General features: G+C 61.0%; 26 protein-coding genes. 15 read left to right on the forward strand and 11 right to left on the reverse strand.

The features are described 5' to 3' along the window. Nucleotides 1-3: 3 nt before the first annotated feature. The 3 genes from Q1A34_RS04210 (at nt 4) to Q1A34_RS04220 (ending at nt 4,255) form a co-directional block, all read left to right on the forward strand. Nucleotides 4-1,707 (forward strand): hypothetical protein, encoded by a 1,704-nt coding sequence (locus tag Q1A34_RS04210; RefSeq protein WP_300031162.1) that lies wholly within the window; start codon nt 4-6, stop codon nt 1,705-1,707. Next, nucleotides 1,704-2,354: a DUF3726 domain-containing protein gene (locus tag Q1A34_RS04215; RefSeq protein WP_300031164.1), complete on the forward strand. Its 651-nt coding sequence runs from the start codon at nt 1,704-1,706 to the stop codon at nt 2,352-2,354. The genes Q1A34_RS04210 and Q1A34_RS04215 overlap by 4 nt, the downstream gene beginning before the upstream one ends. 86 nt (nt 2,355-2,440) lie before the next feature. Next, complete coding sequence (locus Q1A34_RS04220) at nt 2,441-4,255, forward strand: BCCT family transporter (protein ID WP_300031166.1); 1,815 nt, start codon at nt 2,441-2,443, stop codon at nt 4,253-4,255. A 768-nt stretch (nt 4,256-5,023) separates the two neighbouring features. Here the strand turns inward: Q1A34_RS04220 and Q1A34_RS04225 are convergent. Then, nucleotides 5,024-5,650: an MSMEG_1061 family FMN-dependent PPOX-type flavoprotein gene (locus Q1A34_RS04225; protein WP_300031169.1), complete on the reverse strand. Its 627-nt coding sequence runs from the start codon at nt 5,648-5,650 to the stop codon at nt 5,024-5,026. Nucleotides 5,651-5,816: 166 nt separating this feature from the next. On the opposite strand from Q1A34_RS04225, the gene Q1A34_RS04230 reads away from it, so the two are divergent. The 10 genes from Q1A34_RS04230 (at nt 5,817) to Q1A34_RS04275 (ending at nt 16,210) form a co-directional block, all read left to right on the forward strand. Next, nucleotides 5,817-7,319 (forward strand): heme peroxidase family protein, encoded by a 1,503-nt coding sequence (locus Q1A34_RS04230; protein ID WP_300031172.1) that lies wholly within the window; start codon nt 5,817-5,819, stop codon nt 7,317-7,319. A gap of 300 nt (nt 7,320-7,619) precedes the next feature. Continuing rightward, nucleotides 7,620-8,981, forward strand: a complete 1,362-nt coding sequence (radA, locus tag Q1A34_RS04235) for a DNA repair protein RadA (RefSeq protein ID WP_300031175.1) — start codon at nt 7,620-7,622, stop codon at nt 8,979-8,981. Between the two features lie 26 nt (nt 8,982-9,007). Then, nucleotides 9,008-9,562 (forward strand): CvpA family protein, encoded by a 555-nt coding sequence (locus Q1A34_RS04240; protein ID WP_300031178.1) that lies wholly within the window; start codon nt 9,008-9,010, stop codon nt 9,560-9,562. A gap of 86 nt (nt 9,563-9,648) precedes the next feature. Then, a complete protein-coding gene (locus Q1A34_RS04245) occupies nt 9,649-10,743 on the forward strand; it encodes a PAS domain-containing sensor histidine kinase (protein ID WP_300031181.1) in 1,095 nt (364 codons plus the stop codon). Between the two features lie 140 nt (nt 10,744-10,883). Then, a complete protein-coding gene (gene purF / locus Q1A34_RS04250) occupies nt 10,884-12,368 on the forward strand; it encodes an amidophosphoribosyltransferase (protein WP_300031183.1) in 1,485 nt (494 codons plus the stop codon). A gap of 23 nt (nt 12,369-12,391) precedes the next feature. Beyond that, complete coding sequence (locus Q1A34_RS04255; RefSeq protein ID WP_300031186.1) at nt 12,392-12,772, forward strand: hypothetical protein; 381 nt, start codon at nt 12,392-12,394, stop codon at nt 12,770-12,772. A 31-nt stretch (nt 12,773-12,803) separates the two neighbouring features. Next, nucleotides 12,804-13,448, forward strand: coding sequence for an SDR family oxidoreductase (locus Q1A34_RS04260; RefSeq protein WP_300031189.1), 645 nt, complete (start codon nt 12,804-12,806; stop codon nt 13,446-13,448). Nucleotides 13,449-13,525: 77 nt separating this feature from the next. After that, on the forward strand, nt 13,526-14,311 hold the full coding sequence (gene surE / locus Q1A34_RS04265; protein WP_300031191.1) for a 5'/3'-nucleotidase SurE: 786 nt from the start codon (nt 13,526-13,528) through the stop codon (nt 14,309-14,311). Then, on the forward strand, nt 14,308-14,952 hold the full coding sequence (locus tag Q1A34_RS04270; protein ID WP_300031193.1) for a protein-L-isoaspartate(D-aspartate) O-methyltransferase: 645 nt from the start codon (nt 14,308-14,310) through the stop codon (nt 14,950-14,952). The genes surE and Q1A34_RS04270 overlap by 4 nt, the downstream gene beginning before the upstream one ends. Before the next feature lie 67 nt (nt 14,953-15,019). Beyond that, a complete protein-coding gene (locus Q1A34_RS04275) occupies nt 15,020-16,210 on the forward strand; it encodes a LysM peptidoglycan-binding domain-containing protein (RefSeq protein ID WP_300031196.1) in 1,191 nt (396 codons plus the stop codon). Nucleotides 16,211-16,504: 294 nt separating this feature from the next. Here the strand turns inward: Q1A34_RS04275 and Q1A34_RS04280 are convergent, their stop codons facing one another. Genes Q1A34_RS04280 through tatA form a run of 4 tightly spaced genes read right to left on the reverse strand, consistent with a single transcriptional unit; the run spans nt 16,505 to nt 18,863 of the window. Beyond that, nucleotides 16,505-17,353, reverse strand: a complete 849-nt coding sequence (locus Q1A34_RS04280) for an ATP-binding protein (protein WP_300031199.1) — start codon at nt 17,351-17,353, stop codon at nt 16,505-16,507. After that, nucleotides 17,350-18,204 (reverse strand): twin-arginine translocase subunit TatC, encoded by an 855-nt coding sequence (tatC, locus tag Q1A34_RS04285; protein WP_300031202.1) that lies wholly within the window; start codon nt 18,202-18,204, stop codon nt 17,350-17,352. Before tatC ends, Q1A34_RS04280 begins: the two co-directional genes overlap by 4 nt. Then, a complete protein-coding gene (tatB, locus tag Q1A34_RS04290; RefSeq protein ID WP_300031204.1) occupies nt 18,201-18,647 on the reverse strand; it encodes a Sec-independent protein translocase protein TatB in 447 nt (148 codons plus the stop codon). Before tatB ends, tatC begins: the two co-directional genes overlap by 4 nt. A gap of 3 nt (nt 18,648-18,650) precedes the next feature. After that, complete coding sequence (tatA, locus tag Q1A34_RS04295; RefSeq protein WP_300031206.1) at nt 18,651-18,863, reverse strand: twin-arginine translocase TatA/TatE family subunit; 213 nt, start codon at nt 18,861-18,863, stop codon at nt 18,651-18,653. A gap of 212 nt (nt 18,864-19,075) precedes the next feature. Here tatA and Q1A34_RS04300 point away from each other — a divergent pair, with 212 nt between their 5' ends. Beyond that, nucleotides 19,076-19,453: a hypothetical protein gene (locus Q1A34_RS04300; RefSeq protein WP_300031209.1), complete on the forward strand. Its 378-nt coding sequence runs from the start codon at nt 19,076-19,078 to the stop codon at nt 19,451-19,453. A gap of 1 nt (nt 19,454) precedes the next feature. Continuing rightward, entirely contained in the window at nt 19,455-20,120 is a 666-nt protein-coding gene (locus Q1A34_RS04305) for a YafY family protein (RefSeq protein ID WP_300031212.1), read from the forward strand. On the opposite strand, the gene Q1A34_RS04310 is transcribed toward Q1A34_RS04305, so the two are convergent. From Q1A34_RS04310 to Q1A34_RS04335, 6 genes are all read right to left on the reverse strand, one after another. Next, a complete protein-coding gene (locus tag Q1A34_RS04310; protein ID WP_300031215.1) occupies nt 20,108-21,058 on the reverse strand; it encodes a glutathione S-transferase family protein in 951 nt (316 codons plus the stop codon). The genes Q1A34_RS04305 and Q1A34_RS04310 overlap by 13 nt on opposite strands. Before the next feature lie 22 nt (nt 21,059-21,080). Continuing rightward, nucleotides 21,081-21,446, reverse strand: a complete 366-nt coding sequence (locus Q1A34_RS04315; protein WP_300031218.1) for a Lin0512 family protein — start codon at nt 21,444-21,446, stop codon at nt 21,081-21,083. Then, complete coding sequence (locus tag Q1A34_RS04320; protein WP_300031221.1) at nt 21,439-21,789, reverse strand: Lin0512 family protein; 351 nt, start codon at nt 21,787-21,789, stop codon at nt 21,439-21,441. The genes Q1A34_RS04315 and Q1A34_RS04320 overlap by 8 nt, the downstream gene beginning before the upstream one ends. A gap of 10 nt (nt 21,790-21,799) precedes the next feature. Next, nucleotides 21,800-22,882 (reverse strand): ABC transporter ATP-binding protein, encoded by a 1,083-nt coding sequence (locus Q1A34_RS04325; RefSeq protein WP_300031223.1) that lies wholly within the window; start codon nt 22,880-22,882, stop codon nt 21,800-21,802. A gap of 48 nt (nt 22,883-22,930) precedes the next feature. Beyond that, entirely contained in the window at nt 22,931-24,289 is a 1,359-nt protein-coding gene (locus tag Q1A34_RS04330) for a sodium:proline symporter (protein ID WP_300031225.1), read from the reverse strand. A gap of 98 nt (nt 24,290-24,387) precedes the next feature. After that, entirely contained in the window at nt 24,388-25,509 is a 1,122-nt protein-coding gene (locus tag Q1A34_RS04335) for a hypothetical protein (protein ID WP_300031226.1), read from the reverse strand. Nucleotides 25,510-25,513: the final 4 nt, after the last annotated feature.

The following is a 25,513-nucleotide window of genomic DNA, read 5'->3' on the forward strand; positions in this document are numbered from 1 at the left end:
GCCATGCGGCCAGAGGCGACGACAGCACAGACCATTGCCAGACGTGACCCTGCGGTGGTCATGCGACTGTCGCGTCTGGGGTCTTTCCACCAGTCCCGCCTGTCCTTTATGCGCATCCTGACACGCCGGATGACGCGCGAAAACTGGACATTCTCGCGCCCTGTTTTCGCGTTTGACGCCAGAGGCGTCGGCCATGCCGTTTATTGCGCCCATACGCCGGACCGCACCTATTCGCTGATCGCTTTCGGCCATGATCTGCCGCCCGAGGACCGCTCGGACCGCGTCATCGCCACCCGCTGGGACAGCACGTTCACATTGTTTGACGGCGTGCCGGATGCCGCAGATATCGCGCGTCTGCGCAAAAACATCCCGCTCCAGGAAGCGGGCCGCGTCAGCGCAAAAGAACTGTCGGTGTCGCGCGCCAACCGCTCGGTGCGGCTGTGGGATCATGTGGTGTCCTGCCTTGCCGCCGGAGAGCAGCCCGCGCAGGCGGAAGTCGACAGGGTCGGCTATCTGATGCGCACCACGGCGGTTTACGGGTCGGGCAAACTGGGGGCGGCAGACCGTGAAATGATCGCGGACCGCCCGGAATGCGCGGCCCCCTTTCAGATCGAAATGCTGTCCGTCTTTCTGACCCGCAACTACGTGCGCGATCTGGTACAGCATATGGCCAGCCTCAAAGGTGGTGCGGCAACCGTGACCCTGGACGCAGAAATTGCGCGCAGTCTCGGCATCGGCAATTCCACCGGGCTTGGCATGGCACCCTTTCTGATCAACCATCCGATGCTGCTGAACAACTGGATTGCCGCGCGCGAAGAGGCAATCGCGATTGTGCGCAACCTGCCCCGGGCCAACCCTGCAGAGGCACAGACTTTTCGCGCACTGCTCGGGCGCGCACGGGTCTCGGCAGAGCGCTGGCAGTCCGCGCATCCCCTCCAGATCAACAAGCTCCGGCAGCTGCGCGGCGACCTGCGCGCGCTGGCAGACCACGTCGCACAGGCAGATCTGCGCACCGGCCATCCCTGGGACCGCCTCTACCGCTGGGCAGAGGACACACTGGGCGAGGACGCGCAGGAATGCCTGGCCTCCCTGCTGATGGAACCCTACGGCGCGCTTGTCGATCCTCTGGCCGACCGGATGTCAGACCAGAACAGCGCAGCCTTTCGCATCGATGGCACCATGCGTGTGGGCGAACTGCGCGCGATCCTGGCCCGGGCCTATGGCTGGGCACTGGACACGGACTGGACGCAGCAGCAGCACTGCGCGCGGGCGTGGTATGTCTCGGCAGAAAAGCTGGAGCCGCGCCTGGGCGAGCGTTTCGAGGAACCCATCGCCCCCTACGAACAGCCCCTGGCCCCCGGGCGGGATGCCGCGGCCCTGGCCGGGGCACTGCAGAGCATGGACGGGGATGCGCCCCTCGCGGGTTTTCTTCTGGCCCATCCCGAACACCGCCACAGCGTCAGACGCGCCCAGATCGTCGCGCGCGCGCCCTATGCAGAAATCCGCGACAACACCATCGGCTCAGAGCTGATGCCGATTGATATGCTGCGCTGTAAACTGTCCTTTTTCGGCGCCACGCATTTCGACCCGCGCTCTGACCGGTGGGTGCGCATCTGCATGTTCGGCAACGCGCCCTACCCCGAAGAGCTGGCAGGCACGCAGGCCGATGACTGGTCCTATCCTCCCGCGCATGAGGCCGGGGCATGAGCCATTCTCTCAACGAGATCGCAGCCCATGCCAAACGCGCCGCACGGGGTGCGGGCCTGTCCTGGGGCATGGCCGAGGAAGCCGCGCGCGCCACGCGGTGGCTTGCCGCGCATGATCTGGCCGGGCCTGCGCTTTTGTGCGATGTGCTGGCCCGGAACGACGGGCTGCCCCACGCGCAGGTCGCACCGGTCTCTCTGATAGGTGACTGGCATGCGCGCGGCGGTGCTCTGTGCCCGCTCGCCGCCGGTGCCACGCTGAACGATTGCGCAGACCGGCTTGCAGACGGACGGCCTGTGCGAATGCTCAGCGTCTCCTGCCCCTTGCTGGTGGTGCCCTTTGTGGCCTGGGCCGCGATCCACCTCAAAGCGCCCGTGCGCGTGACATATGACAACGTCCGGATCGACACGGACGGCGACAGCATCCGCATCGATGATCCACACCGGCAGATCAACGTCGCAAAAGCTGCGACAGTGACCTGCCAGCGCACAGATGCGCCCATCGGGACCACGCAGCGCCCCGGCCTGCGTGGCAGTGTGACGCCGGACATCTGGGCGCGCCTAGATGTCTTTGCGCAGCGCACATTTGCCCCCGCAACCGAAGCCTCGCGGCTTCTGGGGGCCGGTGCGGGGCTGTCCGACAATGACTAGAACAGATCAGAAAATTCCGCAGCTGATGCGCCAGCCGGCTGCAGGAAACCGAACAACGGCGCAACCAAAGAAACAGGGGACTTACAATGTCTATTAAACCACCCTTTACCGATCTGGAGATCGAAAAGGCTCCATCCGGATTTTACGAAGGATACAGCCTTCCCATCGCGCTGATCAGCAAGGCGATCATGGTCGCACTGGTCCTGTGGGCCCTAGTCTGGCCCGGCAATGCCAGCAGTGTCCTGTCGTCCGTGAACGGCACCCTGCTGAACGGCTTTAATGGGTTTTATATCATCTCGGTCGGCGTTTTTGCCTTCTTCCTGTTTGTGCTGGCCCTCCTGCCCGCCACCGGCAGCAAAAAGCTCGGCACCGCAAACACCGTGCCGGAATTCTCGAACTTCTCATGGTTCTCGATGATGTTCGGCGCCGGTCTGGGTGTCGGACTGATGGTCTTTGCCACCGCCGAGCCGCTGGGTCTGTGGGGGTCAAACCCGCTGGTCCTGTCCGGCGAGGTGGCCGCGAATTCCGAAGAGGCGGTGAAAGCGGCCTATCGCTACACCTTCCTGCACTACGGCTTCCACGCCTGGGCGATCTATGTTCTGACCGGCCTGTCGCTGGCGTACTATGCCTATACGCGGGAAATGCCGCTGACGATCCGGTCCGCCCTCACCCCGTTGCTGGGCAAGGCCGCGAACGGTTTTCTGGGTCACCTGGTGGACGTGCTTGGCGTTGTCGCCACGATCCTCGGCGTGTCCGTCACCATTGGTTTCGGCGTCAGCCAGTTCGTTGACGGCGTCTATGCGGTGTCCGGAATGGAATGGCTGATGAACGGCGATGCAGAAGCCCCCAAACCCAGCACCGTCGGCCTGATTGCCGCACTGCTGGTGATCATGGGCCTGTCGATCCTCTCCGCCGTCTCAGGCGTCGGCCGGGGCATCAAATACCTGTCGAACCTCAACCTCGTTCTGTCGGCGATCCTGCTGCTCACCTTTGTGGTCTTCGGCTCGTTCTTCTTTGCCATGACGAAGTTTGGCGCAGGCCTGGTCGACTACATCCTGCACTTTGTCCAGATGTCGTTCGGCGCCTATGGCCCGCAATCGGCAGACGCCTTTGCAGCAGCACTTCCGGCCCCGGCACAGGCGCTGCCTGCCGAGGATGTCGCAGCCATCTATGGCTCTGCCACGTCGCCCTGGGGATCACTGGGCGGGTTCACCGACGGTCTGCCTGCCTCTGCCGCCGGTCTCGATGCAGCGGCGATCTATGCGGCAGGTGAGCAGGGCCGACAGTTCGGCTGGCAGGCCGGCTGGACCACCTTCTACTGGGCCTGGTGGATCGCCTTCTCGCCTTTCGTGGGCCTCTTCCTCGCACGCATCTCCAAGGGGCGCACCGTGCGGGAGTTCATCTTTGGCTGCGTGATCGCGCCTGCCATCGTGTGCTTTTTGTGGATGACCATTCTGGGCGGCACTGCAATTGATCTGGAGCTCAACGGCGACGCTGCGGGGTCCCTGATCGGGGCGACCAACACGGCCAAACTCTTTGCAACGCTTGAACAGATGATCTCGGGCGGGTTCCTGTCGGCCATCACCATCATGTGTGTGGTTCTGATCATGACCTTCCTTGTGACATCGGCAGACTCGGGCATCCTCGTGATGAACACGATCATGTCCGGCGGGGAGCAGGAAACCGGCATCAAACACCGCATCATCTGGGGCCTGATCCTCACGTCGGTCATCGGGGCCCTGATCATCGCGGGCAACAGCGGTGCCGAGTCCAACCCGTTCGGAGCGCTGCAAAACGCGATGATCATTGGCGCGCTGCCCTTTACGATTGTCATGGTCTTCATGATGATTTCCTTGGTCAAAGCGCTCTATCGCGACAGCATCAGAGCGAAACAGGACTAAAACGCAGACAGCACAGGCCGCGAAACCCTCGCGGCCTGTCGCACTTTCAAAAACACCGGTCTGACGCCAGGACCTTTCCCGGTGCCAGACCCTGTTGCCCGGGCGGCGACAGCACAGATCGCCCGGGCAGCCGACAGCGCCGGACCATTTGCCCAGAGCGCACAGGCGGTTCCGTCCCGCGCCCAAAACACCTCATCCCCCGGAGTACACCCCGGCCTGCTTCCAGATTGCCTGTTCTGCCGGTCAGACCACTTTGCCACTCGGAATGCTGCGACAGGCGCACCTGTGCCCTCCCCCTCGCCCCGCGTGAGGTGCTGGCCGGTGCCGCCGATGCCTCCCTGCAGAGAGCCATATGTGCAGGAAAAGGATTGCAGACGGGCGCGGCGGTGGCCTGTGCCTCGCCGGTTGCGCGTGCACCTTTCCAGGGTGCGAAATACCCCTCCGCTGCGCCGGGGGCGTCCGGCTGACCCCGGGACAGTCCCTGCACCATCGCCATGGCATGCCGCCGCTGCAGACGCGCAGGCCAGCGCCGCCGACACGTCAGACCTTAACCGCTCATCAATCTTTACACGGCGCGCGGCGCATTAAACCCTGCAAATCTGCCAGAACCCACCGCACGCACCGACGTAATACCGACGCAACACCGACGTTTTACCGACGTCGCCTTTTCCATATTTTCAGGGGATACGGGGGGCCTCACCCGTCCCGGGGCCCCATACACCGACATCCGTTGCGCGCGCGCTCTGTTAACCCGCCGCGCGCGGCATCTCAGTAAAGCCGGTCGCTTTCGTTGTAGGCCATGCGCGCCTCGATATCCTCCAGCGGCATCTCCATATCCCCATGGTCTTTCAGCGCCTGGGAATAGCTTGGCAGACCCGCCGGATCGCCCCATTTTTCCGGCTGCCACATCGCCGAGCGGATCATCGATTTACCGCAATGAAAAAAGGCTTCCTCCACCCGCACCAGCAGTACCAGACCGGGCCGGTGACCGTTCAGCGTGGTCAGATCCAGCAGCGCTTCATCCCGCACCAGCTCCGCGCCCCCGTTGATCCGCACGACCTCCTTGCGTTTGGGCACCACAAGCATCAGCCCCACGCGCGGGACCTCTAAAACATTGCGGAAGGTGTCGGCGCGGTTGTTGCCAATGCGGTCCGGTATGGCGATGGTCCGGGCGTCGATCACCTTGATAAACCCCGCCGGATCGCCCTTGGGCGAGACATCCATCTGCCCGGCCGCATTGCAGCTGGCGATGGTGCAAAAGGTCGTCCGCGCGATCCAGGCCGCGCAATGCGCATCGATATGATCGATGAACTTGTTGACCTGGCTGGGGTGCATCGGATCGAACATGCTTTCCAGCTCGGCCAGGTCCCTTACAGGTTTTTCAGCTGAATACATTTTCGTCCCTCTCTCCCGCCGGTTTCTGCCCGGGCGACTGCCCTGTTTTTCCGCCTGCCCTGGCCATGTTGTAAGTTTATGGCGAAAAGACCGGTTTTGTGCTACTTTAAGGTGCAGGCAATTTTCGCCTGCTGTTTTTACGATCAATATTTTTTGGAGTTTTATTATGGCACATGGTTCCCGGCATTTTGATATTCTTGCCCCCCGGTCAGCCTTCTATCACGGTCCTTTTGGCAGGCTTTGTCCTGATCTCGATCCCTGGCACGCGCCGGGGGTTTCTGATTCCGACGCGGCACTTCTGGACATCGCAAACAACCTGATGATTGAACTGCCGGGCGAACTGCCTGCAGATATCGCAGCCGATCAGGCCAAAATCGACCAGCTCGAGGCTGATTTCGGATCCAGCATTCCAGCGGGCTACACCTATTTCGGCCAGTTCGTTGATCACGATATCACCTTTGATCCCGCCTCGTCCCTGATGCGGAAAAACGACCCCAACGGTCTGATCAATTTCAGGACACCGCGGCTGGATCTGGACAACATCTATGGTGCCGGTCCGGACGACCAGCCATATCTGTACGATCCGACGGACAAGGCCAAGCTCGCAATCGGCGAGATCGAGGGTCGGCCTGACCTGCCCGATCTGCCCCGTTTCCGCGGACGCGCGCTCATCGGTGACATGCGCAACGACGAAAACTCGATGGTCAGCCAGCTGCAGCTCGCCTTTCTGCTGGCCCACAACGCACTCGTCGACCGTGCCCGCGCCGCTGATCCCGGTGCCGCGACGGGCGAGGTGTTCGAGCGCGCGCGCAAAACGCTGCGCTGGCTTTATCAGCATATTGTCTGGAACGATTTCATCCCGCGCATCGCCGTGGATGAGGTCTATAAATGCGCGCTGAAACTCGAGAAAACCTGCGACGGGCGCAAACTGTGGAAATGCCAGCTGGATGATATCTACAGCTGGAAACACCAGCCTTTCATGCCGGTTGAATTCTCCGTTGCGGCCTACCGTTTCGGTCATTCCATGGTGCGCAACGGCTACCAGACCAACCACCCGGAACGCGGTTTCGGCGTAAATGTGCCGATCTTTGACAACACCGGCGGCGGCGATCCGGACGACCTGCGCGGGTTCCGCCCGATGAAGCCGGAAAACTGCATTCAGTGGGACTGGTTTTTGCAGATGACCTCCTCTGCGCCCGGGATTTTCCCGCAGATGGCACGCAAGATCGACACCAAACTGTCCAACGCACTGGCCTTCCTGTTCGAGGGCACACCGGGCGATCCGGGCAATGTTCTGGCCTTCCGCAACCTCAAGCGCGGCGTGTCCTTTGATCTGCCGTCCGGCACGTCGGTGGCGCGCAAATTCTGCGTGCCCGAGATCAGCCTGCGTCCCGAAGAGCCGGATGCACTCTGGTACTATATTCTGCGCGAAGCACAGGGCAACGGCGGCAACACCCTCGGACGCGTGGGCTCTGTGATCGTCTGTTCGGTCTTTGCCGGGCTCCTCAAAGGTGATCCGCGCAGCTGGGTCTCGCTTGATCCGTGCTGGTCGCCCTCGGATGATCCGCTGCTGAAGGACGGCGAGGACAATGTGGACGATGCCGCCTGGACACTGGCCTCGATCATCCGCATTGCCGGGATCAAGGCTGACGGCGTCGGTCTGGCCTGATCAGATCACTGTGCCGGGTGTTCCGCCCGGCACAGCACCCTGCTTCTGCATCACAGGCGCGCGGATTCCGTGTGAGAAAAACAAAACGGACCTGTACGTCAGTCTGACGTCCGTCGGCATATCACCCTGCCGACCTGTAATCACTCCAGACACCTCACCCGCACGCAAGAACATGTTGAAAACCGCCTGCCTGATCCGCTGTCTGCCGATGCGGTTCCAGCCACTTCAGGGGGCCGTGATCGCGCAAGCCCCCGGCATTTTGCCTTTGACCCTTGCGGGAGCCTGGGTCATTACGGGCATATGGCAAAATCCCCTTCTTTTTCCTGCTCAGCCTGCGGCAACGTTACCACCAAATGGGCCGGTCGCTGCGAAGCCTGTGGTGAATGGAACACCATCTCCCAGGACGCTGGCATTTCCAAAGGTCCGGCCAAATCCCTTGGGGGCAAACGCGGCGCTGCGATCACGCTGACTGACCTGTCGACCGAGGAAGCACCCCCGCCGCGCACCAATTCCGGCATCCGGGAGCTGGACCGTGTTCTGGGCGGTGGTCTGGTCGCGGCATCTGCCATTCTGGTGGGCGGGGATCCGGGCATTGGCAAGTCGACACTGTTGCTGCAGGCCGCAGCACAGTTTGCGCGTCAGGGCCTCAAAACCATCTATGTCTCGGGCGAGGAAGCCTCGGCCCAGGTGCGTATGCGCGCCCGTCGTCTGGGGCTTGCAGATGCGCCGGTGAAACTCGCCGCTGAAACAAATCTGCGCGACATCCTGACCACGCTGGAAACCGAACGCCCGCAGCTGGCAATCATCGATTCCATCCAGACCATGTGGGCAGACAACGTCGAGAGCGCGCCCGGGTCAGTGAGCCAGGTCCGCGCCGCCGCCCATGAGCTCACCAGTTTTGCGAAACGCAAAGGCATCAGCGTTGTCCTGGTGGGGCACGTGACCAAAGAAGGCCAGATTGCCGGGCCCCGCGTGGTAGAGCATATGGTGGATACTGTGCTCTATTTTGAGGGCGAACGCGGGCATCAGTTCCGTATCCTGCGCGCGGTGAAAAACCGCTTTGGCCCGGCAGATGAGATCGGTGTCTTCGAGATGACAGGGGGCGGCTTGTCAGAGGTCACCAACCCATCCGCCCTTTTCCTCAGTGAGCGCGGCGAACCCAGCCCCGGCTCGGTGGTGTTTGCCGGGGTCGAGGGAACGCGCCCTGTGCTTGTGGAGTTTCAGGCTCTTGTTGCCCCGTCACCGCATGCCCAGGCGCGGCGCACGGTTGTCGGCTGGGACGGCGGGCGTCTGGCAATGATCCTTGCGGTGCTGGAAGCGCGCTGCGGGATCCCCTTTGCGGGTCTCGATGTCTATCTTAATGTGGCAGGCGGCATGAAAGTATCCGAACCGGCGGCAGATCTGGCGGTTGCAGCCGCTCTTCTGAGTGCCCGCGAAGATGCCGCACTGCCGGCAGATACAGTTGTTTTCGGCGAAATCAGCCTGTCCGGTGCGCTCAGACCCGCCACTCAGACGGAATTGAGGTTGAAAGAAGCGCAAAAACTTGGTTTCACCAGCGCAATCGCAGCGACAGGTGGCAAATCTGTCGATGTGCAGGGCATTGCGCTGAACACGATGTCGGATCTGACGGGATTTGTCGGTGAGATTTTCGGCGCGGGCTGACCAGGGACAGAAAGGCTGAAGGCTCTATGGATGGTTTCACGTTAGTTGACGGCGCAGTGGCTCTGGTCATTCTTGTGTCGGCTCTGCTGGCATACGGGCGCGGCCTGGTGCGCGAGCTTATGGCCATCGTCGGCTGGGTCGCAGCGGCTGTTCTGGGCTTTATGTTCGCCCCCCAGGTGGAACCTCTGATACGTGAAATTCCGGTGGTCGGAGAGTTTCTTGCGGACAGCTGCGAGCTGTCCATTATCGGTGCCTTTGCTGCTGTTTTCGCGGTTGCTCTGATCGTGGTATCGCTCTTCACACCGCTCTTTTCCAGCATGATCCAGCGTTCGGCGCTGGGAGGTATCGACCAGGGTCTGGGCTTTCTGTTCGGGGTCGCGCGCGGTGTGCTGCTGGTGGCGGTGGCGTTCTTTGTCTACGAGACAGTGATCACCGGAGAAAGCTATTCGGTTGTGGATGAAAGCCGCTCTGCGGTCGTCTTTGCACAGGTTGCAGAACAGATTGAAACCGCTGAACCCGAGCAGGCACTGGGCTGGATCACGGCGCGTTACGAAGCACTTGTTGGCAACTGCGGGCAGTAAGCGCATTTTGCTTTTTGCGCTTTTAACCTGAAATTATTCTTATTTGTGCAATTGTGCAGTAGCCTGACAACAGGAGACTGTGGCACGTGGATATCAGCCGGTTCGACCCGTACGAGCAGATTGCAGCACCTGTTTTCGTCATTGCACCTGACAGAAACCTGACCCCCAGATACATCTGGACCAACACGCGCTGGTCCGACGCCACCGGGATTGCGGTCGCGGATGCACTTGGCAAGACAGAGACCAGCCTGTTTCCAGGTAAAAACGGACTGCTGGCAATGGATCACCAGCGCGCGGCCCTGACAACAGGGCGCTCTGCAACATACCAGGTGACGCGGTCATGGAATGGTTTCAGCGGGCCAATACGCTCTGATCTGTCCGTCGTCCACGACGAAGACGGGGCGGCCCGCTATGCCGTTGGCACCTGTTTTCCGGTTGTTGCCGAAGCATGTGAACCGCTGCCCGCGCGGCAGGCACTGTCAGAGGCAGAGCAGTTTGTTGCCATCGCGGCGCATGACCTGCGCACCCCGATGCGCAACATCCGCACCCTGACGTCGCTGCTGCGCGATGATTTCGTGGACCACGGCGACGGCAAAGCGGAACTGATCAATCTGCTGGACGAGGTCGCCAGTAAATCCAGCCTGATGATCTCGGACGTTCTGTCCTATACCGAAGCGCTGGTAACGCCCCGGGGCACAGAGATCATCAAGGTCGGTGAACTTTGCGAGATGCTCTGGGACATGCTGGATCCCCACCGGAGTGTCGGCTTCACCTATCCGAATATTTCCATTGAATGCGACAAGGCAGCGTTCCAGATCGCGACCCGGAACCTGCTCGACAATGCGATAAAACACAACAGCCTGCCCGGCCTGGCGATCGATCTCACAATCGAAGAAGAAGCATCAGGTCTCAAAGTCACGGTCCGCGACAACGGCAGTGGCTTTCCGGCCCCGGAAAGACTGTTCGGCGCAGAAACCGGCTACCAGTCCGAAGGTGGCTACGGGCTGATGGCGGTTCAGCGGCTTTTGTCGGCACGCGGTGGCACAATATCTGCGCATAATGCCAGCAATCCTCCCGGTGGCGCTGTCAGCTTTACCCTCAAAGGGTGCATTTCGCAGTCTGCCGGACAACTGGGGGTAAGCGGATCGTCTCTCGCAGCAGCCCGGCGGGCATTGCGCTGAGACCCGGATCTGCCCGCTGCGTAACATCCCTGCGACAAACCGGGCGCCCTGGCGGATAGTTTCGTGACACTGTGGCCCGGACACCCTACATAATGCGCCTGAGAGACACCGGATTCGGAGCTGCCCCGTTGACCAGGACAATGCCCCCCGCCCATCCTTTTGATACGTCATACCTGCGTGACGCCGGCGATGACGACAAACTAAAGGAAGAATGCGGTATTTTCGGTGTGATCGGCGTGGCCGAGGCCGCCAATTTCGTGGCACTGGGGCTGCATGCTCTGCAACACCGCGGCCAGGAAGCAGGCGGTATTGTCACCCACCACCCGGAACTGGGGTTTCAGTCCGCACGCCGCTTTGGCTACGTGCGCGATAACTTCACTAGTCAGGCCGTGATGGAAACGCTCAAGGGGCCGCTGTCTATCGGACACGTGCGCTATTCCACCGCCGGATCAAAAGGTCAGACAGCGATCCGCGATGTGCAGCCATTCTTTGGGGAATTTGCAATGGGGGGCGCCGCCATTGCCCACAATGGCAATATCACCAACGCCAACGCTCTGCGCCGCGAGCTTATCGAACGCGGCTCAATTTTTCAGAGCTCGTCCGACAGCGAATGCATCATTCACCTGATGGCCCGTTCGTTGCAGCGCAATATTCCCGAACGGATGGAAGACGCCCTGCGCCGGGTTGAAGGCGCTTTTTCAGTCGTGGCCATGACCCGTACCAAGCTGATCGGTGTGCGTGACCCACTTGGTGTGCGTCCGCTGGTCCTGGGGCAGGTCGGTGATGGTTGGGTGCTCAGCTCCGAGACCTGCGCACTGGATATCATCGGCGCCGAATTTATCCGCGAAATCGCGCCCGGCGAAATGGTGGTGATCACCTCCAAGGGAGTGGAATCGCATTTCCCGTTCCGCCCGCGAAAGCCACGGTTCTGTATTTTTGAACATGTGTATTTTTCGCGTCCGGACAGTATCCTTGGGGGCCGTTCCGTCTATGAAACGCGCGAGGCCATCGGCCGGGAGCTTGCCAAGGAATCGCCGGTTGATGCGGATCTGGTGTGCCCCGTCCCGGACAGCGGCACACCGGCCGCAATCGGGTACAGTCTTGAATCCGGTATCCCTTATGCCATGGGCATCATCCGCAACCAGTATATGGGCCGGACCTTTATTGAGCCCACCGAGCAGATCCGCAACATGGGCGTTCGGCTGAAACTGAACGTGAACCGGGCGCTGATCCAGGGAAAACGTGTCATTCTGGTCGACGATTCTGTGGTGCGGGGCACCACATCGCGCAAGATCAAGGAGATGATCCTCGATGCCGGCGCAAAGGAAGTGCATTTTCGGATCGCGTCCCCGCCGACGGCCTGGCCATGTTTTTATGGCGTCGACACGCCCCAGCGCGAAAAACTGCTGGCCGCCACGATGTCAGAGGACGAAATGCGCGACCACCTGCAGGTCGACAGCCTCAGGTTCATTTCACTTGATGGCCTCTATCGCGCCGTCGGCGAGGCCAGAGGCAGAGATCCCAACCAGCCCCAGTATTGCGATGCGTGCTTTTCGGGTGAATACCCCGTGGAGCCATCTGATCAGATCGAAAGCGGGTTTGAGATGAAACCCGCCGCAGAGTGACAGCTCCCCTGCCCGGTTGTTTTTTGACGGCTGTATCAGGATGGCCTGCCCCGGCCCGCAGGGCATTTGAGGACATCCGCACAACCGTACTCGATGCCGCTTCAGAAGTGCCTGACCTTAGGGTGGTTGAGACGCTGAAATGGGGAGAGCCATCCTGGCTTCCGGAAAATCGCCGGACCGGATCGACGCTGCGTGCTGCCTGGAAACCCGCCCTGCCCGATCAGATCAGCCTTTTTGTGAACTGCAACAGCGCAATCTCCGCGACGATCCTTGAGATTTATCCAACAGCGTTTGTCTATGGCAGGAACCGGGCGCTGCGCATGCCCCTGAGCGCACCATTGCCCACCGAAGCCATAGCCCACTGTGCGGTTCTGACGCTGACATGGCACCGCAAGACGGCTTGACGGCAGCCATTTTCCGCGTCACGACCGGCGCATGACAAAAACCGCACTTATCACCGGCGCGTCTCGCGGCCTTGGCGCAGCACTGGCCGAAGCGCTTTGCGCCACGCACCACATCGTCGCTCTTGCGCGCACTACAGGCGCGCTGGAAGAGCTGGATGACCGCATCAAGGCAAAAGGCGGCACCGCGACGCTCGCCCCGATGGACATCACAGACATTGATGCGATGGCGACCCTGTGCCGTGGGATATTTGACCGATGGGGCAGCCTCGATCTCTGGGCGCACACGGCGGTGCATGCAGCCCCGCTGGCGCCAACGGATCACATCGACGGCAAGGATTTTGCCAAGTCCCTCAGCGGCAACGTCACAGCGACATCGACCCTGATCACATTTGTGTCCCCGCTGCTGGGCCAGTCGGGCAGAGCCGTGTTTTTTGACGACCCCCGCGCGGGCCAGAAATTCTTTGGCAGCTATGGCGCAAGCAAAGCCGCCCAGATCGCTCTCGCGCGCAGCTGGCAGGCAGAGACTGTCAACACAGGCCCCAGAGTTGACATCGTGACACCTGATGCGATGCCAACCGCGACCCGTGCACGTTTCTTCCCGGGTGAAAACCGTGATACTCTGAACGATATTCACGCTCAGGCTGCGGCAGTTCTGGCACAACTGCAGGTTTCTTAACCACCCGGACTCCATTGGTGGCGGGCGTCGCTTGCCGCCCCCGCAACCCTCGCCTATCAAGGCGTAAAGGGGACACCATGCGCATTCTTATTACAAACGACGACGGGATCAACGCCCCGGGGCTGAAAGTGCTTGCAGATATTGCCGCAGAGATCGCCGGCACGGGTGGTGAAGTCTGGACAGTGGCGCCTGCGTTCGAGCAATCCGGCGTCGGGCACTGCATCAGCTATACGCACCCGATGATGATCGCGGAAATGGGGCCACGCCGCTTTGCCGCCGAAGGCTCCCCGGCAGACTGTGTGCTGGCCGGTCTGCACGACGTGATGAAGGACGGCCCGCCCGATCTGGTGCTTTCCGGCGTGAACCGTGGCAACAACTCTGCGGAAAACACGCTCTATTCCGGGACCATCGGCGGCGCGATGGAAGCAGCCCTTCAGGGCGTACCGGCGATTGCCCTGTCTCAGTACTATGGTCCTGCCAATAACCAGCTCGACAATCCGTTCGAGGCCAGCGCCGTTCATGGCGCAGATGTCGTGCGCCGGATTCTCGCCCATACCCCCACGGAAACCAGCGGCTACCGGTTGTTCTATAACGTGAATTTCCCACCTGTACCCGCCGATGGTGTCAAAGGAACGCGCCTGTCACGGCAGGGTCTGCGGACCGGTACCGGGTTTTCGACAGAACCGCACATGTCGCCTTCGGGGCGGCGGTTCCTGTGGATCCGCGGCGGCGATCAGCAGGTCAAAACGGCAGCGGGCACAGATGCAGCTGACAACCTTGAAGGATACATTTCGGTCACGCCGATGCGCGCAGACCTGACGGCATATGACGTGATGGAGGGGCTGGAAGGCATCGCAACATGACGGGTGACGCAGAGCGCAAGATGCAGTTTCTCTACGCTCTGCGCTCACGCGGAGTAACAGACAAACGTGTGCTGCAGGCCATGGAATCGATAGATCGCGGGCCGTTCATCCGGGGCATTTTTTCTGACCGTGCTTACGAGGATATGCCCCTGCCGATCGCCTGCGGGCAGACCATCAGCCAGCCCTCCATTGTGGGGCTGATGACCCAGGCGCTGAAAATCTCTCCCCGCGACAAGGTGCTCGAAGTCGGCACCGGCTCAGGCTACCAGGCCGCTGTGCTCAGTCGCCTCGCCCGCCGCGTCTATACCGTCGACCGTTACAGCCGTCTTGTACGGGAAGCCCGCACGCTTTTTGACGAAATGGACCTGACAAACATCACGGCGATCACGGCCGATGGCAGCTTTGGTCTGCCTGATCAGGCGCCGTTTGACAGGATCATCGTGACCGCAGCGGCCGAGGATCCGCCGGGGACGCTGCTGGGTCAGCTGAAAACGGGCGGTATCATGGTTGTACCTGTCGGGCAGTCGGATGCGGTCCAGCATCTGATCGTCGCCCGCAAGACCGAAAACGGCGTCGAATACGAAGAACTCCGCCAGGTCCGTTTTGTGCCCTTGCTCGAAGGCTTGGGTAAGGACACATAAGCTGCTATATTGCGTTTAAGACAGCCGGAACAACCGGCGGGCCGCAAGGCACTTTGAGGACAAGCAGATGACCCGGACATACCCGCGCGCGCGCGTACACATTGCACTGACAGCCACCAGCGCATTGTTTTTGCTGGCTGCCTGTGACCAGCCCCTGGACTTTGATCTGCGGGGCGGCGGCTTTGGCACAGCAGAAGCGGCCAGCTCAGTACAGACCACGGCACGGCCAGCCCCCGACAACCGCGGTGTGATTTCCTACCCCACCTATCAGGTTGCCGTCGCGAACCGCGGAGAAACAATTGACGATATTGCCACGCGTCTTGGTGTAAATGCAGCAGATCTCGCCCGCTTTAACGGAATTGAACAGTCTGTACCGCTGCGCGAGGGCGAGGTCGTTGCGCTGCCAGACCGTGTCGCCGAGCCAACGGTGGCACCCGGATCCGTACAGCCCGGCGCGGTCGATATCGGCTCGCTTGCGGGCGGCGCGATTGACCGCGCACCACAAAGCAGCAGTCCCGCGGCCTCGGGTGTGCAAACCGCCGCCCTGCCCCCGGCGTCCGGCACGGCAACGGATGCGCCGGCACAGGAGCCTGTCCGCCACAAAGTAGAACGCGGCGAGACCGCTTTTACAATCTCGCGCCTCTACAACGTGCCGGTGGCGTCTCTGGCCGAATGGAACGGTCTGGGACCGGATTTCGCCATCAGAGAAGGCCAGTTCCTGCTGATCCCCGTTGCCCGCCAGGCGCCACCGAGAACGGCAGCAGCGGCACCGGTTACCCAGCCCGGAGAAGGCACGCCGACCCCTGCACCACCCAGTTCGGCCAAACCTTTGCCGGATCCGGAGCCTGTTGCCGCCGCACCTGAGCCCCGGATAGATGTGGGCGAAGAAACCATTGCCAGTGAAACAGCACGGATGGTGTTCCCGCTGGACGGCACAATTGTCCGCAGTTTTTCCAAAGACAAAAACCCCGGGATCGATATCAAAGCGCCCCCCGGCAGCCCCGTGCTGGCGGCAGAGGCCGGTGTGGTTGGTTCGGTCCTTGTGGATACCGATGGTGTTCCGATCATCGTTCTGCGGCATGAACCGCAACTGCTGACCGCCTATGTGAACGTGGCCGAATACACCGTCAAAAAGGGCGATACGGTCAAGCGCGGTCAGCAAATCGGAAAACTTGGGTCGGAAGCGAACGCCTTTTTGCACTTTGAAGTGATTGAAGGCGGTCTGGAGCGTGTCGACCCGATGCTCTACCTCAGATAGCGGACAAACGGGCTGGTTCCGCCTTGCGGGGGCACTTTCCAAAAATTACCCGGTCTTTGTCACAATTGCGATTGGCATCGCCACAGCTACGCCGTGTTTCTGGTTCAGAAACAGTCAGGAGAAACTGCCTGACGGAGCTTTGACATGTCCAATCCAACGACCGCCGGAACATGCGTGTCTGCATCCTTCAGCCTGACAAACAGCCCTGACCGCAAAACCCGGTCTTTGCAGATCACGTTGCTGAACCCAAGGGGGCAGCAGCGCCAGACTGCAGAAATTATTCTGTTTCCGGGGTCAGCTCTTGCTCAGCGCAACGCCCTGCCGTCCTGCAAGATCAGTAAAATACTGCCAGGCCACACGTCCTGAACGGGACCCGCGCGTCGCCTGCCATTCTATGGCCTCTGCACGCAGAGCGTCGTCTGAAATTTCAACGCCCCAGGCATCACAATATCCCCGGATCATGCTCAGGTATTCATCCTGATCACAGGGATGAAAACCCAGCCAAAGACCAAAGCGGTCCGACAGGGACACCTTTTCTTCCACAGCCTCGGAAGGGTTGATCGCGGTCCCACGTTCGTTTTCGATCATATCGCGCGGCATCAGGTGGCGGCGGTTCGAGGTTGCGTACAGCACCACATTGTCTGGCCGTCCTTCAATACCCCCGTCCAGAACCGCCTTCAGGCTCTTGTAGTGAGCATCGTCATGGCCAAAACTGAGATCATCGCAAAACAGGATAAACCGGTACGGCACATCCCGCAGCAGGTTCAGCAGGCGCCCGACCGACGGAAGGTCTTCCCGGTGCAGTTCAACAATCCGCAGCTCTTCATGTATCGCATGAACTTTCGCGTGCACTGATTTGACAAGGCTGGATTTACCCATGCCCCGTGCACCCCAGAGCAATGCATTGTTTGCAGGCAGTCCACGTGCAAACTGAGTGGTATTCGCGAGCAGCGTATCCCGCGCCTGGTCCACCCCGATCAGCAGATCCAGATCGACCCGCGCAACGTCCCGGACCGGTTCAAGCCGGTCTGGTGCCGTGTGCCAGACAAAAGCCGGGGCACCGGAGAAATCCGGGGCGGCCATCGGTGCCGGCGCAAGACGTTCCAACGCTGCGGCAATCCGGTCCATCGGGTCGTCAATCACGATGCGGCATCCCCGTCTTCGTCATCATAGTACCCTTCGGCACGCAGTTTGGCCTCGCGCTTCTTCTCAACCCGCCTCACCAGAAAGATCGAAACTTCGTAAAGACCATAGACCACGACAAACAGGATGACCTGGGTGATGACATCAGGCGGTGTCACAAGCGCTGCCAGCACTAGGATCGCGACAACCGCATATTTGCGCACATTGCCGAGCCCTTCGGCGCTGACCAGACCGGCCTTGCCCATCAGCGTCAGCAATACCGGCAGCTGAAAACACATGCCAAAGGCCACGATGAACTTGATCGTCAGGTTCAGATATTCCTGAGCAGACCCCTGAAATACGACACTCAGCCCGGGGGACACTGCAGGGTCGCCCACGACCGCTTCGCCCTCGGCACCAAACTGCTGAAAACCAAGAAAGAAATCATAGGCCAGCGGCGTCACAACGTAGAACGCAAAAGACGCGCCCAGCAAAAACATCACCGGAGACGAGATCAGAAACGGCAGGAATGCACCTTTTTCATTTTTGTAGAGCCCGGGCGCTACGAACCGCCACATCTGATGCGCAATCACGGGAAAAGACAGCATGAACCCGCCCAGAAGGGAGACTTTGATCGCGACAAAGAAGCCCTCCTGCGGGCTGATAAAGATCAGATCACAGTCCTGCCCGCGTTCGGCCAACACTGTACACAGCGGGTCGGTCAGGAAGTTGAAAATCGGCGTGGCCACCGTGAAACAGATGATCATGCCAACAAGAAACGCCAGCACTGACCGGATCAGGCGTGTTCGAAGCTCCGTCAGATGTTCAATCAGCGGGGCGGCACTGTCGTCCATTTCGTCTGAAGCACTCATGTTTCACTCTTTGGTGCCGGGGTCACCTCTGCCTCGAGAGCCGCGGCTTTGTCCTGCGCCTCCTGAGCCTCGCGCAGCTTACGGTCGGCGGCAGCACGGGCGGTGGCCGCCTGGATTTTCCTGGTCTGTTCGGCGCGTTCTGCCGACAGTTTGCCCGTCTCAGAGTCGGGATCGAACTTCCCAAGGTCCGCAGCCGCGTTCTTGACCCCGTCCATGGCCGAATTCACAGGGTTTGTTGCTGCTTTCAGCCCCTTGGCCATGTCTTTGACACCGGCATCATCCGCGGCGTCATTCATCGCCCGGCTGAACTCGCGCGCCATACCCTTGGCCTTGCCGACGAACTGACCGATTGTCCGGAACAGCACGGGCAGATCTTTGGGTCCTATGACAATCAGTGCGACGATGCCGATAACCAGCATCTCCGTCCAGCCAAGGTCAAACATGGATCAGACCTTGTCTTTTTCAGACTCAGGTGTGACGTCCTTTGCTTCCTCAGAAGCGTTGGCGATCTCGTCCTGACCTTCGCTGATACCCTTTTTGAACGATGTGATGCCTTTGCCCACCTCACCCATAAGGCTCGAAATCTTGCCGCGGCCGAAAAGTACCAGCACCACAACAGCGATCAGCAGAAGGCCGGGAAGGCCGATATTGTTCAACATGAAATTTCTCCCATCAGGTCACGACCCGCAGGATCGGGTCTGTCCTGTGTTGTTTAGGCAATCGCTCCAGGCAGCAGAAGCCCTGACGCACCATGCTCGGCCGGTAATCGGGCCGCAAAGCACAAAATTTACTCCTCGTCAAACACAACTGACAGGTTTATGTCAGTTGTAACCTGTCAAAAGCGCATCAGACGCACATGAAAGGATACACAATGCGCTTTATCACTCTGACGACGGCTCTTATCACCTTTGCGGCAGCCGATACCGCACGCGCCGGTGCGGACACGCCCGTTGCAGAAATAGTCACCTTCCGGCTGGTGGAGGGCGCGGACCAGGCGGCCTTTGCAGAGGCGGCCAGTGGCATGACGCCCTACCTTGAAGGCACCGGCGCCATAATCTCCCGCACGCTGAGCGCTGATGAAACCGGTCTGTGGACAGATCATATCACCTGGACCTCGATGCACGCCGCAAAGGAAGCGGCTGCGGCCATGATGCAGCAGCCCGAAGCAGGCCCATTTATGTCGCTGATTGATCCCGATTCCGTCATCATGCGGCACGCGCCCATCCGGTTTTCGCTTAAAATGGAGTGATATGCGCCGCACCGACCGCCTTTTCGACATCATCCAGATCCTGCGTGACGGCAAACTGCACCGCGCGCAGGACATTGCGGAGCGTCTGGAGGTGTCGGTGCGTACGATTTACAGGGACATGGATACGCTGGTCGCCTCCGGTGTTCCGGTCGAAGGGGAGCGCGGCGTTGGATATATGATCACCGCGGCGATCACCCTGCCCCCGCTGAACCTGACGGTGGCAGAACTGGAGGCACTCAATCTGGGCATGGCCATCGTCGCAGAGGCAGCAGACCCCGATCTGAAATCTGCAGCCCTCAGCCTGGCGGATAAGGTGGATGCGGTACTGCCCACCCAGGTGGTCGCCGAGGCAGACGCCTGGAAATTCGCGGTCTATCCCTTTGCCGACGCCGCGCGCGGTTTTGCCCATATGCCCACGCTGCGGGCTGCGATCCGGGCCCGTCAGAAACTTCGGCTGACCTACACGTCCATCAGGGGCGCTGTGACAATGCGGGTGATCCGCCCGCTGCACATGGAATACTGGGGCCGGGTCTGGACACTCACGGCCTGGTGCGAACTGCGCAACGAGCACCGGGTTTTCCGCGTAGATCTGATCCAGACAGCCGAAGCGCTGCCTGAGCTTTTCGTGGATGAGCCTGGCCGGACGCTGGCGGATTATGTGCCGTGAAGCTCGACGCGGTAGCCTGCACGCGGGAAATGCACCGCCAGGTTTCCAGCTTTTTCATCGCGGCGGGCCAGTGTGATCGTATCCGCATCTGAGGCGGTCACGATACCCGTCACGCCCTGCTCGCCACCGTCTACGTCCGGATGAACGGTAACCTCTGCACCCGGCATAATGCCCTGAGGGTCGCGCGGGTCTGTCCCAAGCGGGTCCAGCGGCTCGGTAGCCGCGGCCGCTGCAATCGCTTCTTCGGGTGTCATCGGCGAAACAGTACCATGTCCCAGCGCCGTCACATTCCGCTCCCAGCGCTCCAGATGCGGGAACTCGGCGAGGAATTCCGGCCCCTGTGCCCAGCGGCCCCGGACAAACCACACCACATGAAAAAACTGCGCGTCAATCGCGGCCGGTGCTTCTCCCAGCAGATAGGCGCGCCCGTCTGACAGTTGCTGGTTCAGCCAGCCCATCGGCGCGCGCATCTGGGACGCCAGATGCGGCAGCGCTGCGTTGGCCGCCCGGAGCCCCGCGGCCCAGTCCGGCCCCAGATAGAGCCGCCCCCGGTCGGCAGCAAAATCCGCAGGCAGGTTGTCCCCCGCAGAGCCCAGCACGATTTTCACCGCCAGATCGAACAGCGCGCCATCGGTCCAGCGGCTGGCCGCCCACATCATGGCCGCCTCTGTGGTGGGGAAATATGTGGGTTCGGGGAAGCGCCGCTCCAGTTCACGGATGATACAGGCGCTGTCGCAATAAATATCGGCACCAATCTGCATGACGGGTGTCCGCCTGTAGCCGCCCGTCAGCTGTGTCAGCATCGGCTTGGGTGCAAGGCGCGGGATCTCGACGTCCCGCCAGGCCAGCCCTTTGATACCAAATGCAATCCGCGCCTTTTCGGCGACCGGTGACTGCGGATAATTGTGCAGGATGATCTCAGATGTCTGGCCGCTCATGTCGGTTGTCCTTTCGGGGGAGTTACGAAGACGTCTTCAGGGTCCAGCCGGTCTGCGGGGGCAGAAAGGCTTCGACGCTGGCCTGGGCCACTACAATCGGATCACCTGCGATGGTGTCCACGTTCAGCCCGCCCTTCACAACACGCACCTCGGCCTGACCACGCGGCAGAAACTCCCGCAGCGCCTCTGCGTCCACCGCATCTGGTTCCTGTACGCCAACCGTCACCTGCACGCGCATCTCGGAATGCGGCAGGTCCAGCACGCCGAAGAGCGGCAGCGAGGAGTGGCGGAACGCGTCCTCAATCGCGCGGCGTGCTGCCTTGGTATAGTCCTGGCCGTGCAGATCGTTGCCCATGCCCATTTCAATAATCACGCGCCGCTCACCCATCTGTCCGCTCCATGTCAAATCCGACCGTCAGTGCCACATTGGCCATAATCGTCGGGTTGCCGGTGCCTTCGGGGCGCGGGGCATCCAGCCCGCCCATGTGGACGCGGACATCGGCATCGCCATAGGGAAAAACAGCCATGATTTCGGCCACATCGACCTGATCTGGTTGCTGAACGCCCACATCCACGATGATCTTCATGTCTGTTTTCTCAAAGCCAAAGAGCTCTGCCAGGTTGATCGAGTTATGCCAGAGCGCGTCTTTGACGCCCCGCACTGCCGCCTGGGTATAATCGCCCCGCCGCAGCGAGGTGCCCATGCCAAATTCCACCAGAAGTCGCTGCATCAAACCCTCCTCAGGCTGCAAAAACAAAACACCGGTCGCGCCGGATCGTCAGCCACATCACCGTCCCCGGCTGTGGCAGAAACACGTTTGGCACTGTGGCTTTCAGCACCGAGCCGTCATGGTCCATCTGAAACTCCACCAGGCTCTCATTGCCCATAAACCGCGCACGCTGCACAATACCGCGCGCCGCTGTGCCGTCGCTGGCCGTAGGCAGCGGCCCGGTGCCATTCCTGTCAAAATCGATCCGCACATGCTGGGGGCGAAAGACGATATCAACAGCTGTTCCGTCGGGCACGCCAGGGGCGAGAAAACGGCCAAAGGGTGTCTGGGCCAATGCGCCGGAGACCTCTGCCCGCAACACATTCGCATCAGAGAAAAAGGCGACCGCCGCCCTGTCTGCGGGCCGCGTGTAGACGTTGTAGGGCGCTCCCTGCTGTATGATTTTTCCGTCCCGCATCAGCGCGATCTCGTCGGCCATCCGCATCGCCTCCTCCGGCTCATGGGTGACCAGCAGAACGGCGGTGTCCTCTTCTTTCAGGATGGTCAGGGTTTCATCCCGGATACCGTCCCGCAGCCGGTTGTCGAGCCCGGAAAACGGCTCGTCCATCAGCATGATGCGCGGGCGCGGTGCCAGCGCCCGTGCCAGGGCCACGCGCTGTTGTTCACCTCCCGAAAGCTGGTGCGGATACCCATCGATAAAGCGCAGCAGATCGACCCTTTCCAGAAGCTCCACCACACGTGCGCGTTTTTCGGCGCGGCTGCCGTGCCGCAGGCCAAAGGATACGTTGTCTGCCACGCTGAGGTGCGGGAACAGCGCAAAATCCTGAAACATCAGGCCAATCTCGCGCCGCTCGGGCGGGACGCGGAAAACAGTATCGCAGATCAGATTGCCATCGACGAAGATCTCGCCGCTGTCCTGCATCTCGACGCCTGCGATCATGCGCAATGTCGTGGATTTTCCACAGCCCGAAGGCCCCAGCAGACAGGTCACCTGACCCGGCATGATCCGCAGGGAGACGTCATCGACAACAGCGCGCCCCTGAAAGGCACGCTGCAGGTTTCTGATCTCGAGCCTCGGGACAGGCTGGGTCACGGCGGGCAGGCTCCGGATATCCGACTGATTTACTCAGGTCACGGGCTATCAGCCCTTCCGCGCGCCCGCAAGCACTGCCGCAAACCCGGTGACCAGAACAACAGTGCAGATCACCAGCAACTGCTCGTATTTGTGGCCCTCGGGCAACAAAGCGGCGATGCCCGGCCAATCCCGCGCGAAATAGGCAAAAGCGCCCGCCATGGCAGCGCACCAGGCAACAAGATAGGCCCAAAGCGCCACCTGTCTGCGCAGCACCAGACCAACGACCAGCACAGGGCTCAGGAACATCGAGGCCGTTCCGGACACGGCCACCGCATCAAAGAGCGTCGCATTGCCCCAGAGTGTCAGCGCCAGCCCGGCCGCCATGACCACCGCCATCACGGCCCTGCCACCGGTCAGGCTGCGTGCGGCCAGGCCCAGTTCCTCAACCGCCAGTCTCGCCGAGGAAGCGAGGGCCGAATCCAGTGTGCTCAGGGCAGATACCAGCAGAGACACCATAAGCAGCATAAAGATCCAGGGCGGGAACATCGCAGACCAGGTCCCGATCAGCTGCCCCTCATATTCTGCACCGGCCAGTCCGGCCTGAATGCCAAAAACACCAAAAGCCAGGATGCACAGTGTGGAAATCCAGAAAGCATGCAGAAAAGACCGCCGCGTTGTGCGCGCATCAGCAAGAAACCCGCGGTCCATCATTACCGGATCGTGGGCGGGATAAGAGAAAACCTGCAGTGCAGCGACAGCCAGCAGTACCCAGCCATTCCAGCTGCCCGCCACGCCGGGCGCCGTAACCACGGCCAGCGGCGAAAACCCAGGGCTGAGGACAAGTGCGATGAAAGCGATGCCGAAGGCCACAAGAAACAGCATCATCTGCACGACATCAGTGCGCAGCGCCGCAGACAGGCCCCCCCATGCGGAATAGGCAAGCCCGAGCACAGAGACAAAGATAATGGCCAGCGTGCCACCGCCACCGGCGACAGCGTCAAAAATCAACCCAACCACCAGCAGGTTCGCAAAGACTTCTGACAACAGCCTCAGGCCAATCACGAGATTGTAACAACCGGCCCCTGCCATTCCGAAGTTGTCTGACAGCCAGTGCTGGACTGAGCGCGCGCCCTGGCGGCGCAGATGCCCGACGATGTATCCGCCGCTCAGGAACGAGCCATAGTATGCGGCATAGGCCAGCGTTCCCGCCATGCCGTAGTAATACCCCAGGATGGCGGCATTCATCAAAGAGCGCGCAAATATCCAGGTCGTCACCTGACTGAGCACCAGAACCCAAAGCCCCGGCGCCTGCCCTGTAGAGGAGCGTCCGCTGTAAAACCCTTCGGCTCCCACGCGGCGGGGCGCTGCGGCCAGACTGAGGGCGACGATGCCCAGAAGCATCAGGATCAGAACAGTGGTCTGCATGGAATGTCTTTCTGCCGTGTGTCGCCCTGAGCTAACCCGGTGCGCGGTTCAGGGCCAGTGGCCGGGCACCTGACTGCCGAACTTGTGATCAGGCGGGATCAGTCGGGTGCGACAACAGTGAACGGCGCAGAGACGCGATCACGCCCGTTGACCTGAAGCGTCACTGAGTGCGGCCCGGGATGCACCGTAAAGGTTGTCGCATCGCCCTTGAGATGGTGGGATTTTTGCACGGTCATGGCTTTGCCCGCGCGGGCCTGTCCGTGTTTAAGCTTAAACACCTTGTCGGCGGTTTTGCCGCCCGGGCGGGCAAAGGTAATGCGATAGTCAATCAGCACGGGCAGATCCGTGTGCGCAGCAACTGAACACGAAAAACTCAGCTTTTCCCCGATCCGGACGACCGGCGTCCCGATGGCCAGCGACACATCTGCGGGCGCGTCAGGGTTATACCCCAGCATGGCCATTGCCCCGGGATTGCCCTGCTTGATCAGGGTCCGCAGTGCGTGGCGGGTGATCCAGGACATCTCTTTGTCTGTGTGGCGCGCTTCTGCCGACCATTTTTTCAGCCTGTGCAAGACTTTTTCCGGTGCGAGCCGCGTGAGGTCATTGAGGTGATTGGCCACCGATCTGGTAACATAACGGGTCGGATCTCCGGCCAGGCGGTCCAGCAATGGCAGCGTCTGGTCCGGATCGAGACCCACCGCTTTTGCCCAGGGCAGGCGCGGACGCGTGCCCTCGCTCACCAGACGGCGCACGTGGTAATTGTCATCCTCCGCCCAGCGGGCAAGATCGGCCAGGGTTTCTCCGGGCCACCGGATCAGAAAATCGCGGATCCAGAACTCCATGGAAAAACGCTGCGTGGCCTCATAGAGAACCTTCATGGCCAGCGGGCGGTGATCTTCCATCCCGTGTCTTGCCGCCAGTATGCCCGGTACGGCATCCACAAAATGGCCAAAGTCGTCATCATTCAGTGACGGGTCCAGCGGGGGCGGCATGGCGGCCTGCAACATCTCGGCCATGGCCGGAAAGTCGCCGGGCAGTTGTTCTTCAGCACAGTCGGCCAGCCAGTCGAGCCGGGCCATCAGTTCGCGCTCTGCAAACCCGGCAAGGGCCTCTGCCTGGAAGCGCCCGGTGTCGAAACCGGGTATTCCCTGCGCCAGATTGCCGGCCAGCTGCCCGACCGTGTCACGGTTGAACAGCTGATCTTTGAGCAGAGCGGCCACGACG

This window comes from uncultured Roseobacter sp. (genome assembly GCF_947491795.1).
Taxonomy (GTDB): domain Bacteria; phylum Pseudomonadota; class Alphaproteobacteria; order Rhodobacterales; family Rhodobacteraceae; genus Roseobacter.

Excerpts from the sequence above, each read along its gene's own strand:
- Q1A34_RS04210 (WP_300031162.1), top strand. The coding sequence starts at position 4 with ATGCGGCCAGAGGCGACGACAGCACAGACCATTGCCAGACGTGACCCT.
- Q1A34_RS04215 (WP_300031164.1), top strand. The coding sequence starts at position 1,704 with ATGAGCCATTCTCTCAACGAGATCGCAGCCCATGCCAAACGCGCCGCA.
- Q1A34_RS04220 (WP_300031166.1), top strand. The coding sequence starts at position 2,441 with ATGTCTATTAAACCACCCTTTACCGATCTGGAGATCGAAAAGGCTCCA.
- Q1A34_RS04225 (WP_300031169.1), bottom strand. The coding sequence starts at position 5,650 with ATGTATTCAGCTGAAAAACCTGTAAGGGACCTGGCCGAGCTGGAAAGC.
- Q1A34_RS04230 (WP_300031172.1), top strand. The coding sequence starts at position 5,817 with ATGGCACATGGTTCCCGGCATTTTGATATTCTTGCCCCCCGGTCAGCC.
- radA (WP_300031175.1), top strand. The coding sequence starts at position 7,620 with ATGGCAAAATCCCCTTCTTTTTCCTGCTCAGCCTGCGGCAACGTTACC.
- Q1A34_RS04240 (WP_300031178.1), top strand. The coding sequence starts at position 9,008 with ATGGATGGTTTCACGTTAGTTGACGGCGCAGTGGCTCTGGTCATTCTT.
- purF (WP_300031183.1), top strand. The coding sequence starts at position 10,884 with ATGCCCCCCGCCCATCCTTTTGATACGTCATACCTGCGTGACGCCGGC.
- Q1A34_RS04260 (WP_300031189.1), top strand. The coding sequence starts at position 12,804 with ATGACAAAAACCGCACTTATCACCGGCGCGTCTCGCGGCCTTGGCGCA.
- surE (WP_300031191.1), top strand. The coding sequence starts at position 13,526 with ATGCGCATTCTTATTACAAACGACGACGGGATCAACGCCCCGGGGCTG.
- Q1A34_RS04270 (WP_300031193.1), top strand. The coding sequence starts at position 14,308 with ATGACGGGTGACGCAGAGCGCAAGATGCAGTTTCTCTACGCTCTGCGC.
- Q1A34_RS04275 (WP_300031196.1), top strand. The coding sequence starts at position 15,020 with ATGACCCGGACATACCCGCGCGCGCGCGTACACATTGCACTGACAGCC.
- tatC (WP_300031202.1), bottom strand. The coding sequence starts at position 18,204 with ATGAGTGCTTCAGACGAAATGGACGACAGTGCCGCCCCGCTGATTGAA.
- tatB (WP_300031204.1), bottom strand. The coding sequence starts at position 18,647 with ATGTTTGACCTTGGCTGGACGGAGATGCTGGTTATCGGCATCGTCGCA.
- tatA (WP_300031206.1), bottom strand. The coding sequence starts at position 18,863 with ATGTTGAACAATATCGGCCTTCCCGGCCTTCTGCTGATCGCTGTTGTG.
- Q1A34_RS04300 (WP_300031209.1), top strand. The coding sequence starts at position 19,076 with ATGCGCTTTATCACTCTGACGACGGCTCTTATCACCTTTGCGGCAGCC.
- Q1A34_RS04305 (WP_300031212.1), top strand. The coding sequence starts at position 19,455 with ATGCGCCGCACCGACCGCCTTTTCGACATCATCCAGATCCTGCGTGAC.
- Q1A34_RS04310 (WP_300031215.1), bottom strand. The coding sequence starts at position 21,058 with ATGAGCGGCCAGACATCTGAGATCATCCTGCACAATTATCCGCAGTCA.
- Q1A34_RS04315 (WP_300031218.1), bottom strand. The coding sequence starts at position 21,446 with ATGGGTGAGCGGCGCGTGATTATTGAAATGGGCATGGGCAACGATCTG.
- Q1A34_RS04320 (WP_300031221.1), bottom strand. The coding sequence starts at position 21,789 with ATGCAGCGACTTCTGGTGGAATTTGGCATGGGCACCTCGCTGCGGCGG.
- Q1A34_RS04330 (WP_300031225.1), bottom strand. The coding sequence starts at position 24,289 with ATGCAGACCACTGTTCTGATCCTGATGCTTCTGGGCATCGTCGCCCTC.